The following is a 16,779-nucleotide window of genomic DNA, read 5'->3' as shown; positions in this document are numbered from 1 at the left end:
CATGAACAACCTGCAAATAGAAATAGACAATGGCAGTGGTTTCTGCTTTGGTGTGACCACTGCCATCAAAAAGGCCGAAGAGGAACTGGCAAAAGGCTCTACACTCTATTGCCTGGGCGATATTGTGCACAACGGGATGGAGTGCGAGCGACTGCGCAAGATGGGACTGATCACCATTAATCACGACGAGCTGGCCCAGTTGCACGACGCAAAAGTGCTGTTACGTGCCCATGGAGAACCTCCTACCACTTATGAACTGGCCCGGAAAAACAATATCGAAATTATTGATGCAACCTGTCCGGTGGTACTGCAACTACAGAAACGCATTAAGATGCAGTTCGAGCAGGAATCAGAACAGCACTCAGCAGGTTCTACCCAGATTGTGATTTTCGGCAAGAACGGTCATGCCGAAGTATTGGGACTGGTGGGACAGACGCAGGGCGAAGCTATTGTTGTGGAGGAGTTTGAGGATGTCAAAGCGCTCGACTTCACGCGCGATATCTACCTGTATTCGCAAACAACCAAGTCGCTCGACGGTTTTCACCGTATTATCGACTACATAAAGAGTCATATTGCCCCAACGGCCACGTTCCGTTCTTTCGACACCATTTGCCGACAGGTGGCCAATCGTATGCCCAACATCTCGCAGTTTGCCGCTCGTCACGACCTTATACTTTTCGTGTGCGGTCGTAAGAGCTCAAACGGAAAGGTATTGTTCAACGAGTGCTTGCGGGTGAATCCGAACAGTCATCTGATTGAAGGTCCTGAGGAAATTCACCCCGAATGGCTCAAGAACATATCAACTGTCGGTATCTGCGGAGCCACCTCTACGCCAAAATGGCTGATGGAGCAGTGCAGGGATGCCATTCTTGAACTATAGCTACTAAAAGGATTCTATTCTCTTTTTTTTCACCATATTCACCCATGCCTATGATGCGGGTTCTATACACCTTATTATTATTGGTCGTCTGTACACTTGGTGCATCTGGCCAAACAACAGGTTTGAGTAAGTTGTCGCCGTGGCTCCGCCAAATGGCTGCCGACAACCGGACAAGAACTGAACAACCAGCAAGAGAAGCGTTGGCACCACAGTTTGCCCGGCAGGCCAATCAGCGAATGGTCTGTGCATTCATCCGACTCACCGACGATGCGACGCTTGGGGAATATGGTGCTCGCAGTTTGGCCAAAGTGGGCAATATCCATGTGGCAAATATTCCTGTCAACAGTCTTTCGGCAATGGCTGCCGACAAGCGTGTGTTGCGCATGGAAGCTCGCCCCATGGGAAACATACTACTTGACACGGTCTCTCATTGCATCAACGCAGTTCCTGTTCATCAGGGGCACAACATTCCGCAAGCCTACACCGGCGAAGGTGTTGTAGTGGGAGTGATGGATATCGGTTTCGACCTCACCCACCCTACGTTCTACGACCGCAGTATGTCCAACTATCGCATCAAATGTCTTTGGGACATGCTCTCAAACGACACCATAGGCAGCAGTTTTCCGGTAGGCCGCGACTATGTGGGAAAGGAAACCTTGCTGGAGCTGGGCCATTCACGCGACGGACTCGACCAGGCGCATGGCACTCATACCGTCGGCATTGCTGCCGGCAGCGGCTATGATTCCCCCTATCAGGGATTAGCTCCCAATGCCGACATCTGTCTTGTTGCCAATGCTGTGAGCGACAATGCGGCACTCATCGACTCAGCCCTATACGACCGTTTCACTTTCGCCACCGATGCCCTCGGCTTTAAATACCTTTTCGACTACGCCAAGCGTGTCAACAAGCCATGTGTGGTATCGTTCAGCGAAGGAAGCAGTCAGGATTTCTGGGGCTACGACCAACTCTACTATGAGATGCTTGACAGTTTAGTAGGTCCAGGGCGTATTCTTGTGGCTGCCGCCGGCAATCAGGGAAATGTGAAGTCATGGTTCAGAAAAGAACGCGGCACCGCATCGATGGGTTCGTTCCTTTTAGGTTCGTCAAGGATGTACTGTACATTAAAATCGGCCGATGCCTTTGAGATACGCCTTGTGGCTTATGGAGCAGAACGAAACGACACACTGACGGTTCCCGCAACTGAGGTGTGGGCAGCAAAAGACTCGCTGCTATCGCTTCCATCCTTCTCCGCATTTGACTCGCTGCAGGTGCAAGCCTATCCATCGTGCTATAATCCGAAGGAGGTGTGCTACGACCTCATGTTCTATGCCAACAAGAAAATAGGCTACGATGCACCTCTTTCCATCGAACTGTTGGGCAACGATGCCGATGTGGAACTATGGCGCGGGTCGGTAGTATTGACAACCAACGACAGGAATCCTCAGCTTTGTGCCGGTGAGACGATACGAAACGTTCATTCGCCTTCAAGTGCTCCACGTGTGATTTCCGTTGGCGCCACCTCCTATCGCGACAGCATTCTGAATGTTAATGGACAATGGAAATCCTATCATCTGGGCCCACACGGACGACGTATTGGCTTCTCGTCGGTAGGTCCTACGGCAGACGGGCGAATAAAACCCGACGTAGTGGCTCCCGGCAATAACATCATCTCCTCCTATAGCAGCTTCTACTTAGAGAATCATCCTAATGCCGGCGACATAAAATGGGATGTAGCAGAGTTTCCTTTCAACGGGCGCACCTATGCATGGAACTCAAATTCGGGCACCTCTATGTCGTGTCCTGCCGTAGCAGGAGCCATCGCGCTGTGGCTGCAAGCCAAACCGGATCTTACTCCCGAGGATGTAATAGAACTGCTGAGCCGCACATGTCGCCAGCCAGACCCTTCTCTTTCCTACCCCAACAACGAGTATGGTTATGGCGAGATAGACGTATATAGCGGACTACTAAGCATTCTCCATGTGGACCGTATCAATGAAGTGGCCGACTATCATACTCCTGCCAAAGTGGCTCTTCGCAACAAGCAGCTACTCATAAGTCTGTCGCAACCAACTGAACAGCCTGTCAAGGTTCGAATGTTCGCACTTAATGGTCACGAAGTGTTCTCTACCCAACTACCGCAAGGTGACACTCACTATAGCGTAGCTCTTCCATCACTGCCTGCGGCTATTTACGCCGTTCAACTGGACGGGTGCAAAAAGGTGAACGGCTCTACACTTGTCATGATGGGAAGTGGTTTCTGATAGAGAACACCCAACAAAACTGACTGCCCCCCAAAAAAGAATATACATACATTTTTATGATGTATATTTATTCCATTAAAACGCGTGAGAATCGCGTGGAATTCACCAACTCCTACTTTGGACTTCTCTGTGCGAAATATGAGCAATTGTAGTGTAAGTTGCGAATTATTCGCAACTTACTGAACACCAATTGTTTACGATTATATCACTCAAAAAGGGCGTTTATTTTTCCTTTATACCCCCCGAATAAAGGCTGCAATTGAACGGTAGTTATACCTCAACTGAATAAAAGCTATACTGCAACTACCATTAAGTTATACTGCAACTACCATTAAGTTGCGGTATAAAACTTAAAGGATTGCGGTATAAGATGCAGTAAATTGCGGTATAAAGGCCGTTCAAGTACAAAAAAGGTAAATTTTCGTTGTCTCTCCGTTCTAGTTTGCAATTTTTATTTGTCTTAATTTTCGAAAAGAGAACAGTATATTTATGCAGAATTAGAGGTTCTTGAAGTACATGTCAAGCAAGTCCTGCGCGGCAACGAAACTGGTTTTTTGTCCGGAAAGAACGGTACGTTCTGCTTCGGTGAGTTGCTGCTGAATAAGTGGATTGTTGTAGAAATTCAGTCGCAGGTGTTCATTAATACTCTCGTACATCCAATACTTAGCCTGTTCATTTCGGCGCAGGTCGAAATAGCCATTGTCCTTCACAAAACCAATATACTCGTAGATCATATCCCAAATTTCCTTGATTCCCAAGCCATAGAAACCACTATAGCAAAGCACCCGTGGCAGCCATCCGCTTTCGGGTTTGGGGAAGAAATGGAGCGCATTACGGAAATTGGTAGCCGCCATGTGGCAACGGTCCACATTGTCGCCATCGCACTTGTTGATGACAATACCATCGCTGATTTCCATGATGCCACGTTTGATGCCCTGCAGCTCATCGCCCGTTCCTGCCACCTGAATCAACAAGAAGAAATCGACCATAGAATGGCAGGCTGTCTCACTCTGACCAACGCCCACGGTTTCAACAAAGATTTTGTCGTAACCGGCAGCCTCACACAAGATAATGGTCTCACGGGTTTTGCGGGCAACACCTCCCAAAGAACCTGCAGACGGACTAGGACGGATAAAGGAATCGGGGTGAAGAGCAAGTTTCTCCATGCGTGTCTTATCGCCTAAAATACTGCCTTTGGTACGCTCACTGGAAGGGTCGATGGCAAGCACAGCCAGCTTGCCGCCTTTCTCTTTCAGAATGTGCATGCCAAACTCATCGATACTGGTGGACTTACCTGCTCCAGGCACGCCACTGATACCCACACGAATACTGTTTCCGCTATAAGGCAGCAACCGGTCTATCACTTCCTGTGCCTTCTGATAATGGTCAGGATTGGCACTCTCTACGAGGGTCACAGCCTGTGAGAGAATGGTGACATCGCCTTTGAGGATGCCTTCAACCATTTCGCCCACTGACAGTTCACGACGTTTGAAACGGTTACGCTGCAGGTAGGGATTGACGATGGACTGTTGTTCAACGCCGCTGTTCACTTGCAGTCCTGCAAATTCTGCACTATTCTCGGGATGTTCCATATTCGTAGGCTTTTACTTTTCACTTCAGTACCTGTCAAGCGGTAGCCGCTCGGCCTTTGGACGCTTGCACGGCAAGAAATTTTTCACTTTTTACTTTTCACTATTATCGGTATTACCACTTTCGAGGCATCGGGATCGTTTGTAATCATGAGCACGCGGGGTTTTGAGCGAGCCTTTTTCAATTGGGCAAGATTGGCCGTGATCTTCAGTTTGGTCTGCTCACCAGGCTGAAGGATGCGCTTACCCAATGTCAGCCGAAGGCCTCCGGTAAACATCTGGATAGACGAGATATCGAGATCAATACGACCGCTATTAGTAATTGTCAACTCGCCTTTCTTACGTAGTTTTCCATCCACAAGGCCTAATATCAGCGAATCGGTCGAGAGGGTCATCTTAGGTGCATATTGCTTGTTCTTACCCTCAAAGTTGGTAAGGTCGGGTAAGAGCACTACCGATACCGGCACTTCGGTCTCGCTGCTTACTATCTCGCCCAACTGACTAGCCAGATGAACCGTAGTCTGGGTAAGACCGAAATCGTGGATTGACTCTGAGTTCAGGGTAAGAACGATTTTGCCGCTCTTTCCCGGCAGAAGTTCAGTGGGCACCGACTCAGCCTCCAAATACGATGGCAGATGCTGGATGTTGGGCTGCATAAGGCGGTCGCCATTGTTCACCACATTAATAATCTGCTGAGGATGGTCGCCTTTGTTCACATCGTCAAACTCCAATACGTTCTTATCAGCCAGCAGGTCGCCCATGGCATAGGGATAAGTACCGCTATAGTCGGTCAGTTCGGTGAGCACCACACCTTTCATCTTCAGAAAGACAGGAGCAGCCACTTCGCCCTGCCTGCCACGATAAGTCACGGCAGCCGTTTTTTCAAAATGGCCCAGCATACGGGCATCATAGCTCAGCTTGATGGTACATTTCTCGCCGCCTCCCAGTTCGGCTTTCGATACATTGACTTTAGTGCATCCGCAGTCGGGGTGCACATCCTCAATAAACACACGGCGGGAACTCTTGTTCTGCAGTTCAAAGGTGGCCGTAATGGGCACCATATAGCTGGTCTTTCCACAGTTCAGCGTGGGGTGGTCGCAAACGAGTTTCTGAGCCTGGGCTGTTAAAATGCCAAGGGCGAGTAAGAGGGTAAACAATAACTTTTTCTGCATATTATTCAGTCACGATAAGGGTCATTGAATGAGTGGTAGCACGGTATTCGGGCGCATAGGCACACTGAACGGTGCACACGCCTGTTTCGTAACGGCCGACACGGTCCACATAGTATTCTGTCTCTACGACACGGCGTCCTTTGGCCATGACATTGAAGAAATACTGAGTTGAATGGTCCTTGGGCGACACATAGGCACCGTGGTGATAACCACTGAGTTGGTTCAAGGGTTCAAGACAGGCAGCCCGCTTGTCGATCAGCTCAACAAAATCGAGGTCGCGCTTAGCATCAATAGTGAGGCGCACACGAATACGACTGCCCACACGGAGTACGGCCTCACGACCTTCCAGTGGTACAAAGCGACCGTCTTTCTCTACCAGCAGTTGGCGGTTCACACTGAGTTCGCTACCCTGAGCATCGATATCTTTCACGTCCTGCATGTACTGCATATAGACAGCGCCCCAACTGGTTACTGAAGAGGTTTTCTCGACGGTAAGTGCTTGTGGGGCCTCAGCATCGGCTGCTACAGGGACTGACGACTTTACATAGCCGATGGACGAAGACGACTGACTGGAGCGGTTTCCCACCAAAGGCTTTCCATCGATTTTCAATACAGACTGCGGCTGATTGTCCAGTACTTCCTGCTGACCATCAAAGAAAGCATAGATGGCCTCAACAGTATTGATGGGCGTATCCCAAGCCTGGGCACGTTTCTCGTGGAGCAGCCATTGCTGCAGCTGACGAATGGATTTTGTATCGCTGGGCAACAGACGTTTGAAAGCCTCAATGACTGCCACTTGGGTAGGAATACGATAGTCGCGCCACGAATAGAGGGCACGTGGCGTGTCGTAGTATCGGCCCACATCTTCCTTATAAGAACTCCACTCGTGAAGACTCTTGAGGAACATCGGCGATTGGAGCACGATGCTGGCCATGGCCTTGTCGTAGATGGTGAGGTTTCGCCCTTCTTTCTTCAGCAGGTTCTTCAAATAGGAATGAGAAGAAGCCATATTGGCCGAAGGCTTCCGTCCATCGATAGCATATATATAAAGGTATTGAAGCGCCTTGTGAGAGGGGAAGGCCTGCTTATGACCTTTCTTCTCATCTTCCTTCATCTGTTTCACCATTTCATATACTTTGCCGTCCATATAATTGAAGGCTTTTGAGAGCATCAATGCCACATCTTTCCGATAGTCGGAAGTATTCTGACTGGCCGTCATCTGCTGCAGGCGAACCAGCATCTGACTCACCTCAACGGTCATATAGTATGAACCTTCCATACCATTCCACCAGCTCCAAGAGCCATCGGCATTCTGAAGAGCCTTCAATTGTTTGACAGCCGACTCAAGGCGGTCGTTCATTACGGTCTCATCAAAGAAATCGACGAGGCGTTGTTTCTGATCACGCTCACGGTCGGCATCTGCCACCCAAGGAGTTTCACTGAGCAAAAGGTCTTTCAGTTCGTCATTCTTTTCGAGCGAAGAATAGAGTGAAGTATTCTTTCTCCGTGAGTGCTGCTCTTCATTCATCCAAGTGTCAAAGACAGACTTTATGCTAGGATTCTGGTCAACAATATACCGGCCAAGTCCGTTGGTATAGAGAGAGGCTGCCTGACAGATGGCACAGTTGTCGTGAGGATGGGCCAGTGAGGGTAGCGACTGAATCATCAGCCAAGCAGGATTGTTGGTGTATTCAACGGTCAGTTTTCCGTTTTCTTGCTGAGGAACGACTGGAAGGGTAATCGTCTTTGTACCTGGTTCTGTCTGAACGAAAGGTACGGTAACTGTAACCTGCTCACGATTAGGCAATACAGGAAGATAATGTTGTTCGCCATCACTAAAATCTTCACCTGTCACCATCATCTTGCAAATCAAAAGGGTATGACCGTTCAGCACATCCGCTTCAACAGGAATGCTCACAGCTACCGTATTGTTGGCTTCGAGAAGACAGTTCACTTGTTTGCTGAACACAACGAAATTGCGTTCAGCATCCAGCAGTTCGAGGCGAACGGTTCCTTCTATCACCTCATCACTGGTGTTAAACACACGTGCCGTCAGCACAGCCTCATCGCCCTGACGCAGGAAACGGGGCACGTTGGGCTGAATCATCACATCCTTTTTAGCTACGGTCTCGCCATCAAGCATTCCATACATCATGTCCTTAGTATGGGCAAGTCCCATAAAGCGCCAAGTGGTAAGACTCTCAGGCAGGGTGAACTTCAACGATACGCGACCGTCGGCATCAGAGATAAGACTGGGGAAGAAGAAAGCTGTTTCCTGCAAATTCTGGCGCAGCTGCTGAGTTCCTTTCTTCGATGTGTTAAGGTTTTCCTGAACATTATAATATCCAATCGGTGCATCTGACGATGCCAGTTCGTCTGTATTTTTCCCTCCAAAGCCTGTTATTACCACTTCTTCTAACATATCATCGGATGCCTTGGAGCGTGCATTCATCATCATTGGCTTAGCACCTCTCAATCTCATCCGACCATTGGAACGGACATTGGGGAACACATCAGCGTCGAACTGCCAGAACTTTAAAGGCTCAACATCTTTCAGGTCAAGACGGCGTGATGCAAATTTATAGAAACCATAACGCTGACCACTTATCCACGAAGAGTATGCTAATGGCAGCCAGACTTGAGGATCAAACTTCCATTGATGACCCATCAACTGATCGAGACTCTTGTCGTAGAGGGTTGCCATCAGTGAAGCGCCCTCCATCTTGCCTCCTGTGGGCGAAAGAATGGTCAATGTCCACTCTTCCTGCTGACCAGGGATGAGCCGGTCGCGGAAAGTCTCCCATTTCAATAAAAGATTCTTGTTGGGTACAGGACGACGTATCTCATCAGAGAATGTATAAGTCTTGCCATTGCGTATCCACGCAAAACTTAGCGTAAGGCCATTGCCATATTCTTCCTTATAGACGAACTTTCTATTCAGCAGTTCACCCGAACGATTAACGGAACCTTGTTCAATGACGGTATCGCCTGCCAGAATGGTATAGACAATATGTATATCGGCAGAAGAGCCTACCTGAAGGGTGACAGGATCGGTATCATTAGCAAACTGATTGGCTGAAAGGAAGAACCAGTTGTCGGTCTCAACAGCCGGACGTGTGTCATCGAGCGAGAACACGACAAACGAACGTTTCAACGAATCGGTGCCACAAACAGCCAACAGCTCGTGGCGTCCACTCTTCAGCTGTGGCAAGGCAACTGATGTATTGCTCTGAATTTCTTTCCATTTTCCGCCATCTATCTGATAGCGAACCACTGCATTCACATCGTTGCCGGCAGCATTGAGCCAATGGAATTTCATAGGCTCGGATTTTTCAATAAGAATCTTTTCTTCAAGATCAACAGTAAGTACCGTCTGACGATTTCCCAAAGGCAGCGACAATTCACCCTGGTGACTCTCGCCGGCAGCATCGGTCACATCGGCTGTTACCACGAAATTGTAGAACTGAGGAGAAGCGCCCTTTGGCATTACCATCGGCATAGAGACTTCGAAATGGCCATTCCGGTCGGTCGTAGTCTCACCTTGGAACAACTGCTCAGAATCGGAGCCAACTCCTATTCCTGCCTGTTCCCAGTAACGATAATAGTTGAACCACCACCAAGCCACGCGCCGTTCAACGGTGTATTTCACACGGGCTCCTTGAACAGGCACTCCTGCATAGCTCATAGCTGAGGCTCGGACAGTAAGGGTATCGCCTTCGCGATAGTTCTGTTCAATCTTTGGAAACTCCACCTGGAAGGTAGGACGTTTATATTCTTCAACGCTGAAATAGTGAGTCTGACCATCAACAGTTACAGAATACCTTCCGGAAAGGCCTTTGGAGGGTAACAGAAATTCTGTATTCACCAAACCGTATTCATCAGTGGTCAGTTCGCAATGAGCCACTTCTTTATAATTGGCATCGCGCAAGTTTACTTCCACTTTTTTCCCTGTCTGTGGCTCATGCTCAATTCCATGACGGGTAGTATAGAGGATGGCTGCAACTTGTACTTTCTGACCTGGGCGATAGATAGCCCGATCGGTAAAGACAGACACGCGATTCAAATTGCGGTTGTTGTTATAGTAATGATAGGTTCTGCGAGACTCTGTGGAAGGAGAATACACGTCAGTATCCGTAAATGCATATACAGAAGTAATCACATCTTTCCCACAGTCGAAAATACACTCACCCTCTTTGTCAGTAGCCAGTGTGATGGTCTCCTTCTTGTCATTCAGGCCGTTCTTGCGAACAGAAAGTCGTATCGAAGCATCCTTCATGGGCTGACCAGTGGTAGCATCAACTACAACAAAGCGCTTCTTGTCACGGGGCAGGTCGTACTGTAGCAAGCGCACATCACTCACAAAGAGAAGAGTGTGTATCGTTTCTGTCTGAGGTTGCGAACTGAACTCAAGCATATAGACACCTGCAGGCAGACCTTTGACGAACATTGAATCCTTAAATTGTTCATAAGGAAGATAGGGTAAGAATTGTTTGGTAATGGTAGCCTCAGGCATGGGCGTAAGCAACTTTTTCAATTGCTCATAGTCTTTTTTGTTTGAAGGGTCAAGTGATGTATCGCCACTGACATTGACACGATACACCTTCATGGTTAAAGAATGAAGATTGCGCAATTTAAGGTCTATCTTCTTCTCTTGACTGGGTATCATCAACAATTCGTCGAAAGCTATATGAAAGAAAGGCATTGTAAGTAAGGCCTTTTCATTTCGAAGAACATCCATACGTTTCCATGTTCCCCAACGTTTCAAAGCCTCATCGATATAATCTATCATTTGTTTCTCTGTGATACCAATCAATTCCTCTGACTTTTTATAACGCGCAATAGCAGCCTCACCACATTCGGGGAGATCAGCATAGTGAACCATCAGCGAGTCGAAGCGAGCCACATCTTTTTTATGTGTTATTATTATTTTAGAACGATCAGTTTCCGCCTTCAGCCATTCAATACCCGACAGCAACTGCGCAACACGGTTCGGGGTGGTAAGATAGTAAGCATGAAGGGCCTTGAACTGTCCTGTTTCGTAAGCAATGGCACTCAGCAGATTGTCGCCATAATAGAAACCATCGGAACCTTTCACTAACAACGGCTGATAGTCGGCAGCTTTCACAGCAGCAAGTTCCTTCGGATGGCTCATTGCCTTTTGCTGATAGGACCGGCCAATGTTTTTACTGTTATCTCCTAAAGTGGGCTGTGTGGTATAGATATGTCCCAACACAGCCTGATAGACAGCCTGAAGGGGAATAGTTTTTGCTTTTTGTTCACGCTGCTGAAGACGCTCAACGAAAGGAGTCAGAGAGTCGGGCGACACGGCCACAGCAACCTGTCCGTCTTTCAGCAACGCTTTAAGCAGATGACCATATTGAGCCTCACGTTCGGCCTTGGCAATCAACTGGCCGAGCACCTTACGTTCTGTTTGGGGAAGATCCTGACGTTCGGCATCTTCAACTTTATTCCACAAAGAGTTATATGACTGTGCTTTTACTATTCCTGTAGAAAATACAGACAGGAAAATCAAAGCTAAAAAGATTTTCTTCATCATGATGTTTCGGTTTTTAGAAAAATACGACAATTTCCTATTTTTGCAAAGATAGTTATATTTTCTGATTTCGCCTGTATATAGGGGTGAAAATATGAAAGTTTAACGATTATATCAATCGTTATCGCAGTAAATTATTCTGTAAAAAATCATGTTATTCGGTGTTTTTTCTTTTTCTTTCGTCATTGTATAAAAGTTTTTTTGTATATTTGCCGCATGATTAACCGAGAACTATTACAACCGAAGAGCATTGTCGTCATAGGCGGCTCTAACAATGTGCACAAGCCTGGAGGCGCTATTGTGCGAAATCTGATAAACGGTGGTTTCGATGGAACCTTGCGTATTGTCAACCCAAAAGAAGACGAGGTGCAGGGCATCAAAGTGTTTCATGCCATTGAGGAACTGCCACCTACTGAACTGGCCATTTTAGTGATTCCGGCCAAGATGTGTCCTGACAGTGTGAAAGCGTTAGCCTCACAGAAAGGAACACGTGCTTTCATCATTATCTCAGCAGGATTTGGCGAAGAGACGAAAGCCGGTGGAAAACTGGAGAAGAATATCCTGGACATCTGCGAACAATATGGAGCCTCGCTCATCGGTCCGAACTGCATCGGACTGCTGACACGCCACCATCATTCTGTGTTCACGAAACCGATTCCACATCTGAATCCTAAAGGTGTAGATTTTATCAGTGGTTCGGGTGCAACGGCGGTATTTATCCTGGAAAGTGCGGTTATCAAAGGTTTGCAGTTCAATAGCGTGTGGTCTATTGGTAATGGAAAGCAGATAGGCATTGAGGACGTGCTGCAATATATGGACGAGCACTTTGACCCGGAAAACGATTCGCACATAAAGCTCCTCTATATTGAGAACATCTCCAATCCCGACAAACTACTATTCCACGCCAGTTCACTAATAAGGAAGGGCTGTAGGATTGCCGCCATCAAATCGGGGTCGAGCGAGAGTGGAAGTCGTGCAGCTTCGAGTCACACAGGTGCTATTGCCAGCAGCGATTCGGCAGTAGAAGCCCTATTCCGTAAAGCGGGCATCGTAAGATGTTTCTCGCGTGAAGAGTTGACCACTGTAGGCTGTATCTTTGAGAGTTTGGAGCGTACAGCTGAAGCCACACAATCTGCTTCCACTCGCTCTGCAAATAATTCTTCACTTTTCACTCTTCACTCTTCACTCAGAATTGCTATCGTCACCCATGCCGGCGGACCGGGCGTGATGCTCACCGATGCATTGTCGAAAGGTGGTCTTCTGGTACCTAAGATTGAAGGACCTGCTGCCGAAGAGCTGAAAGCCCAACTATTTCCTGGTTCATCGGTTGCCAACCCTATCGACATATTGGCTACAGGAACGCCCGAGCAGCTTGGTATAGCAATTGATTATTGCGAAAACAAATTCGACGAGATTGATGCCATTATGGTAATATTCGGTACGCCAGGACTAGTCACGCTATACGAAACCTATGACGTATTGCACAAGAAGATACTGGAGTGCAAGAAGCCTATTTTCCCTATTCTGCCAAGCTTGCATACCGCTGGTCCTGAGGTAGAAGAATTCTTGAAGAAAGGTCATGTCAATTTCAGTGATGAGGTGACACTGGCAACTGCCCTCACACAGATTATGAAGACACCGGCACCTGCTCCGCCAGAGATAGAACTCTTTGGAGTTGACGTGCCTCGCATACGTGAAATTATCAGCAATCTATCTCCGAGTTCTCTTGAAGAAAGGAACGGATACGTTAGTCCGGAAGTGGTGCGTCAGTTGTTCGACTGTGCTGGCATTCCTATGGTACCGGAACTTGTAAGCACCTCAAAAGAAGAACTGACAGCCTTTGCCCAAAAAGTTGGCTATCCTGTTGTGGCCAAGGTGGTAGGACCTGTACACAAGAGTGATGTTGGCGGTGTGGCACTGAACATCCGCACAGCTGAACACCTTGCACTTGAGTTCGACCGAATGATGCAGATTCCTGACGCAACTGCCATCATGGTTCAGAAAATGATCAGTGGTACAGAGCTCTTCATTGGCGCTAAATACGAGAAACGTTTCGGGCATGTGGTGCTATGCGGACTGGGCGGTATCTTTGTAGAAGTATTGAAGGACGTATCGAGTGGCTTAGCACCGCTTAGCTATAACGAAGCCTATTCAATGATTCACTCACTCCGCGGCTATAAGATACTGAAAGGCACACGCGGGCAGAAAGGAATCAACGAGCAGAAATATGCCGAGATTATTGTGCGCCTCTCTACCCTACTACGCTTTGCCACTGAAATAAAGGAAATGGACATCAACCCGCTGTTGGCCGACGGTCAGAATGTGGTGGCCGTTGATGCCCGAATACGTATCGAAAAGGATTAAAGAGTTTTCGATGAAAAAGACAAATATTATTCGATGAGAAAGATTAAAAGGAATCATCACAAGAAAGATTAAAAAATCAAAAAAGAGTAAGTCATTGCGACAGGAATAGCTTACTCTTTTTTATCTTTGCACAAACTATTTATAAAATTGACTACAAACATGATTACTTTCCGTAACTTTATTACTTGTCTGCTCTTGACGGTTAGCAGCGTGGTTTTGGCAGACGACTACGCATATCTGACGATTGTCCAAACCAACGAGGCAACACACTTTGAAGTCGGCAATATCAATAAGATTACTTTTGATGAAACCGACATGATTCTTCACCTGACCAACGGTACTGAACAGAAGTTGCCACTAGAAACTCTGTCCAAGATGTTTTTTAGTGCCGACCCTACCAACATCTCAACATTGGATAACGAGAAATCGAACTTCACAGTACGCGATGGTAAACTTTATGTTGACAATCTGAAGGGTGACTATATTAACATTTACGATTTAAGTGGTAAGGTAATTCGTTCCATCAAGGCGCAAGATGCTCAGAAAGGCATCAAACTTGATGGCATGATAAAAGGAACTTACATCGTAAAAGCAGGAACAGAAACGAAGAAATTCACAAGCAAATAAAACAAAAAAACGAAGAGAATCAAAAGAAATCTCTTCGTTTTTTTTATTCATCCAGTTAAGGAATCTCAACCAATCGGCATTAGATCTTCAGAGAGGCAACTTCCTTTATATCAGCTGATGACGAACCGATATAGAGTTTATAATTGCCTGATTCCGTCTTCCATCCATGCGCAGTCTCATCCCAAATACGCAGACTGTTGGCATTGATTCTGAAAACAGCCTGTTTGGTTTCGCCTGGTTTCAGAGAGAGTTTTACGAAATCCTTCAGTTCCTTGGCAGGACGGGTAATTTCTTTCTTTGATGTGGCATATTTCTCATTACCCACATACAACTGAACGGTTTCCTTGCCTTCACACTTGCCATTATTGGTTATATCAACGGTCAATACCCAGTCTTTTCCCTCTTGAGAAACGGTTGGCTTGCCATATTTGAACGTAGTATAGCTAAGACCGAAGCCGAAGGGGAACAAAGGTTGCACCTTGTCTTTCTCAAAACCACGATAGCCTACAAAAAGGTCTTCCTTGTAATAGACCTGACGATTAACTCCAGGATATGCTTCCTTACCAAACTTCACATAAGGATAATCTTCATAGTTCTTTGCGAAGGTAACAGGGAGTTTTCCGCTGGGATTCACTTCGCCAGTCAGTATGCCAGCGAGTGCATTTCCTGCTTCACTTCCTAAATACCAGCAATGAACAAGGGCGGGCACCTGCTGAATCCAAGGCATGGCATAAGGATTTCCGCCAAAGGTAACAACAACAATATTTTTCTGAATCTGAGCCAACTGAGCAATCAACTCGTTCTGGCCGTAGCTGAGATCATAGCTTTCACGGTCGCCATTTTCACAATCCTGTTTATGATTCTTGTTCAAGCCACCCACAAAGATAATCAGATCTGCCTGACGGGCCTTCTCTATAGCCTCAGCCTTCAGCTGTTCGTTCTTTGAAAGTTCTACTTTATCCACATTGTCATATAGAGCACGACCTGAATCATAACCTTGAGCGTAAAGAATATTCACACCGTTGGCTTTTGCCTGTAAGCCTTCCAAAGGAGAAACATCTTTCAGTGTCTTCAATTCTGAAGAGCCTCCACCTTTTGTCAACGAACGGGTTGCATTCTCTCCCACCACAAGGATTGTCTTATATTTAGTCAGATTGAGAGGCAGTAATGAAGACTCTTTCTTCTTGCCAACAGGAGCATTCTTCAGCAACACAATACCCTCCTCGCCTATCTGGCGACAGGCATCATAATGCTCTTCTGAACATAGATTACCAATTACTTTCTTTGGATTCATTCCTGTACGGAAAATGAGACGCAACACACGCGAAGCCTTCTCATCAAGCACTGACATCGGTACTTTTCCTTCCTTTACAAGCTTCTCAAATTTGTCGGCTAAATAGAAATCTTCATATCCGAACTCATTGGCAGGAGTAACGCCATCACCGTCTGTACCCATTTCAATATCAAGACCGCCCAAAGCTGCCTGCATGGTATTATGCGTACCTCCCCAATCACTGACTAATGTACCATCCCACTGCCATTCTTTCTTCAGGATACCATTCAACAAAGCATCATTATGACAACAATGCACATTCTGCCAGAGGTTATAAGAACCCATGATACTCCATACACGAGCACGTTTTACTGCTTGCTCGAAAGGATAGAGATAGATTTCGCGCATGGCTCGCTCCGACACATTTACATTAACGCTAAAGCGGTCGGTCTCTTGATCATTCAATACGAAATGTTTCAAGCAACAACCAACACCATTCTTCTGAACGGCCTGTATAAAAGGTACTACCATTTCACCAGCCAGATAAGGATCTTCACCCATATATTCAAATGCACGTCCATTCAAAGGCGTACGCTGAATATTTACACCAGGGCCAAGCATAAGATCTTTTCCGCGATAGGCAAACTCTTCACTGACAGAATGACCGTATAGTGTAGCCAAATCACGGTTCCAAGTAGCTGCAAGGCAAGTAAGAGAAGGGAAAGCCACAATAGAGTCATTGGTCCAATGAGCGGCATTCCATGCATTCCATTCCAACTCCTCACGCACACCATGAGGGCCATCATCCATGTTCAACTGGCGAATACCAAGACGAGGCACGCCGGCACTGGTGAACTTACTCTGTCCATGCAACAGATTCACTTTCTCGTGAACAGTCATCCTACTGAGTGCATCTTGAATGCGTACCTCGATGGGAGCGTTCGGATTCTGATACACCTGTGCATTAGTGCCTACAGCAAGCAAGGCGAATGCTGCTAAAACGAACAATTTCTTCATTGTTTTGGGTTATGTTTAATTTATGATTGTTGGGTTAATTGC

8 protein-coding genes are annotated in these 16,779 nt (G+C 46.9%); 4 read left to right on the top strand and 4 right to left on the bottom strand.

All coding sequences use genetic code 11. The annotated features are described in order from the left end of the window. Position 1: 1 nt before the first annotated feature. Both L6475_RS02615 and L6475_RS02610 read left to right on the top strand, forming a co-directional pair. Entirely contained in the window at positions 2-880 is an 879-nt protein-coding gene (locus L6475_RS02615; protein ID WP_237822249.1) for a 4-hydroxy-3-methylbut-2-enyl diphosphate reductase, read from the top strand. A gap of 122 nt (positions 881-1,002) precedes the next feature. Further along, a complete protein-coding gene (locus L6475_RS02610; protein ID WP_237822247.1) occupies positions 1,003-3,141 on the top strand; it encodes a S8 family serine peptidase in 2,139 nt (712 codons plus the stop codon). Positions 3,142-3,638: 497 nt separating this feature from the next. On the opposite strand, the gene meaB is transcribed toward L6475_RS02610, so the two are convergent. From meaB to L6475_RS02595, 3 genes are all read right to left on the bottom strand, one after another. Beyond that, a complete protein-coding gene (gene meaB / locus L6475_RS02605) occupies positions 3,639-4,733 on the bottom strand; it encodes a methylmalonyl Co-A mutase-associated GTPase MeaB (RefSeq protein WP_237822245.1) in 1,095 nt (364 codons plus the stop codon). 83 nt (positions 4,734-4,816) lie between these two features. Beyond that, the gene (locus L6475_RS02600) at positions 4,817-5,902 is read right to left on the bottom strand and encodes a DUF1573 domain-containing protein (RefSeq protein ID WP_237822242.1); all 1,086 of its coding nucleotides are present in this window, start codon (positions 5,900-5,902) and stop codon (positions 4,817-4,819) included. Position 5,903: 1 nt separating this feature from the next. After that, positions 5,904-11,459: an alpha-2-macroglobulin family protein gene (locus L6475_RS02595; protein ID WP_237822240.1), complete on the bottom strand. Its 5,556-nt coding sequence runs from the start codon at positions 11,457-11,459 to the stop codon at positions 5,904-5,906. 213 nt (positions 11,460-11,672) lie between these two features. On the opposite strand from L6475_RS02595, the gene L6475_RS02590 reads away from it, so the two are divergent. Both L6475_RS02590 and L6475_RS02585 read left to right on the top strand, forming a co-directional pair. After that, positions 11,673-13,820, top strand: coding sequence for an acetate--CoA ligase family protein (locus L6475_RS02590; RefSeq protein ID WP_237822238.1), 2,148 nt, complete (start codon positions 11,673-11,675; stop codon positions 13,818-13,820). A 159-nt stretch (positions 13,821-13,979) separates the two neighbouring features. Further along, positions 13,980-14,447 carry a T9SS type A sorting domain-containing protein gene (locus L6475_RS02585; RefSeq protein ID WP_237822236.1) on the top strand — a complete coding sequence of 156 codons (468 nt, stop codon included), beginning with the start codon at positions 13,980-13,982 and terminating at the stop codon, positions 14,445-14,447. A gap of 79 nt (positions 14,448-14,526) precedes the next feature. Here L6475_RS02585 and L6475_RS02580 read toward each other — a convergent pair whose 3' ends face one another. Beyond that, entirely contained in the window at positions 14,527-16,737 is a 2,211-nt protein-coding gene (locus L6475_RS02580; RefSeq protein ID WP_237822234.1) for a beta-glucosidase, read from the bottom strand. Positions 16,738-16,779 lie beyond the last annotated feature (42 nt).

Origin of the sequence: Prevotella sp. E9-3 (genome assembly GCF_022024015.1) — a bacterium.
Taxonomy (GTDB): domain Bacteria; phylum Bacteroidota; class Bacteroidia; order Bacteroidales; family Bacteroidaceae; genus Prevotella.
The sequence above is the reverse complement of the archived record's forward strand: the minus strand, read 5'-3'. Positions and strand labels throughout refer to the sequence as shown.

Coding starts and splice junctions, on each gene's coding strand:
- L6475_RS02580 (WP_237822234.1), bottom strand. CDS start 16,737: ATGAAGAAATTGTTCGTTTTAGCAGCATTCGCCTTGCTTGCTGTAGGC.
- L6475_RS02600 (WP_237822242.1), bottom strand. CDS start 5,902: ATGCAGAAAAAGTTATTGTTTACCCTCTTACTCGCCCTTGGCATTTTA.
- meaB (WP_237822245.1), bottom strand. CDS start 4,733: ATGGAACATCCCGAGAATAGTGCAGAATTTGCAGGACTGCAAGTGAAC.
- L6475_RS02590 (WP_237822238.1), top strand. CDS start 11,673: ATGATTAACCGAGAACTATTACAACCGAAGAGCATTGTCGTCATAGGC.
- L6475_RS02585 (WP_237822236.1), top strand. CDS start 13,980: ATGATTACTTTCCGTAACTTTATTACTTGTCTGCTCTTGACGGTTAGC.
- L6475_RS02615 (WP_237822249.1), top strand. CDS start 2: ATGAACAACCTGCAAATAGAAATAGACAATGGCAGTGGTTTCTGCTTT.
- L6475_RS02595 (WP_237822240.1), bottom strand. CDS start 11,459: ATGATGAAGAAAATCTTTTTAGCTTTGATTTTCCTGTCTGTATTTTCT.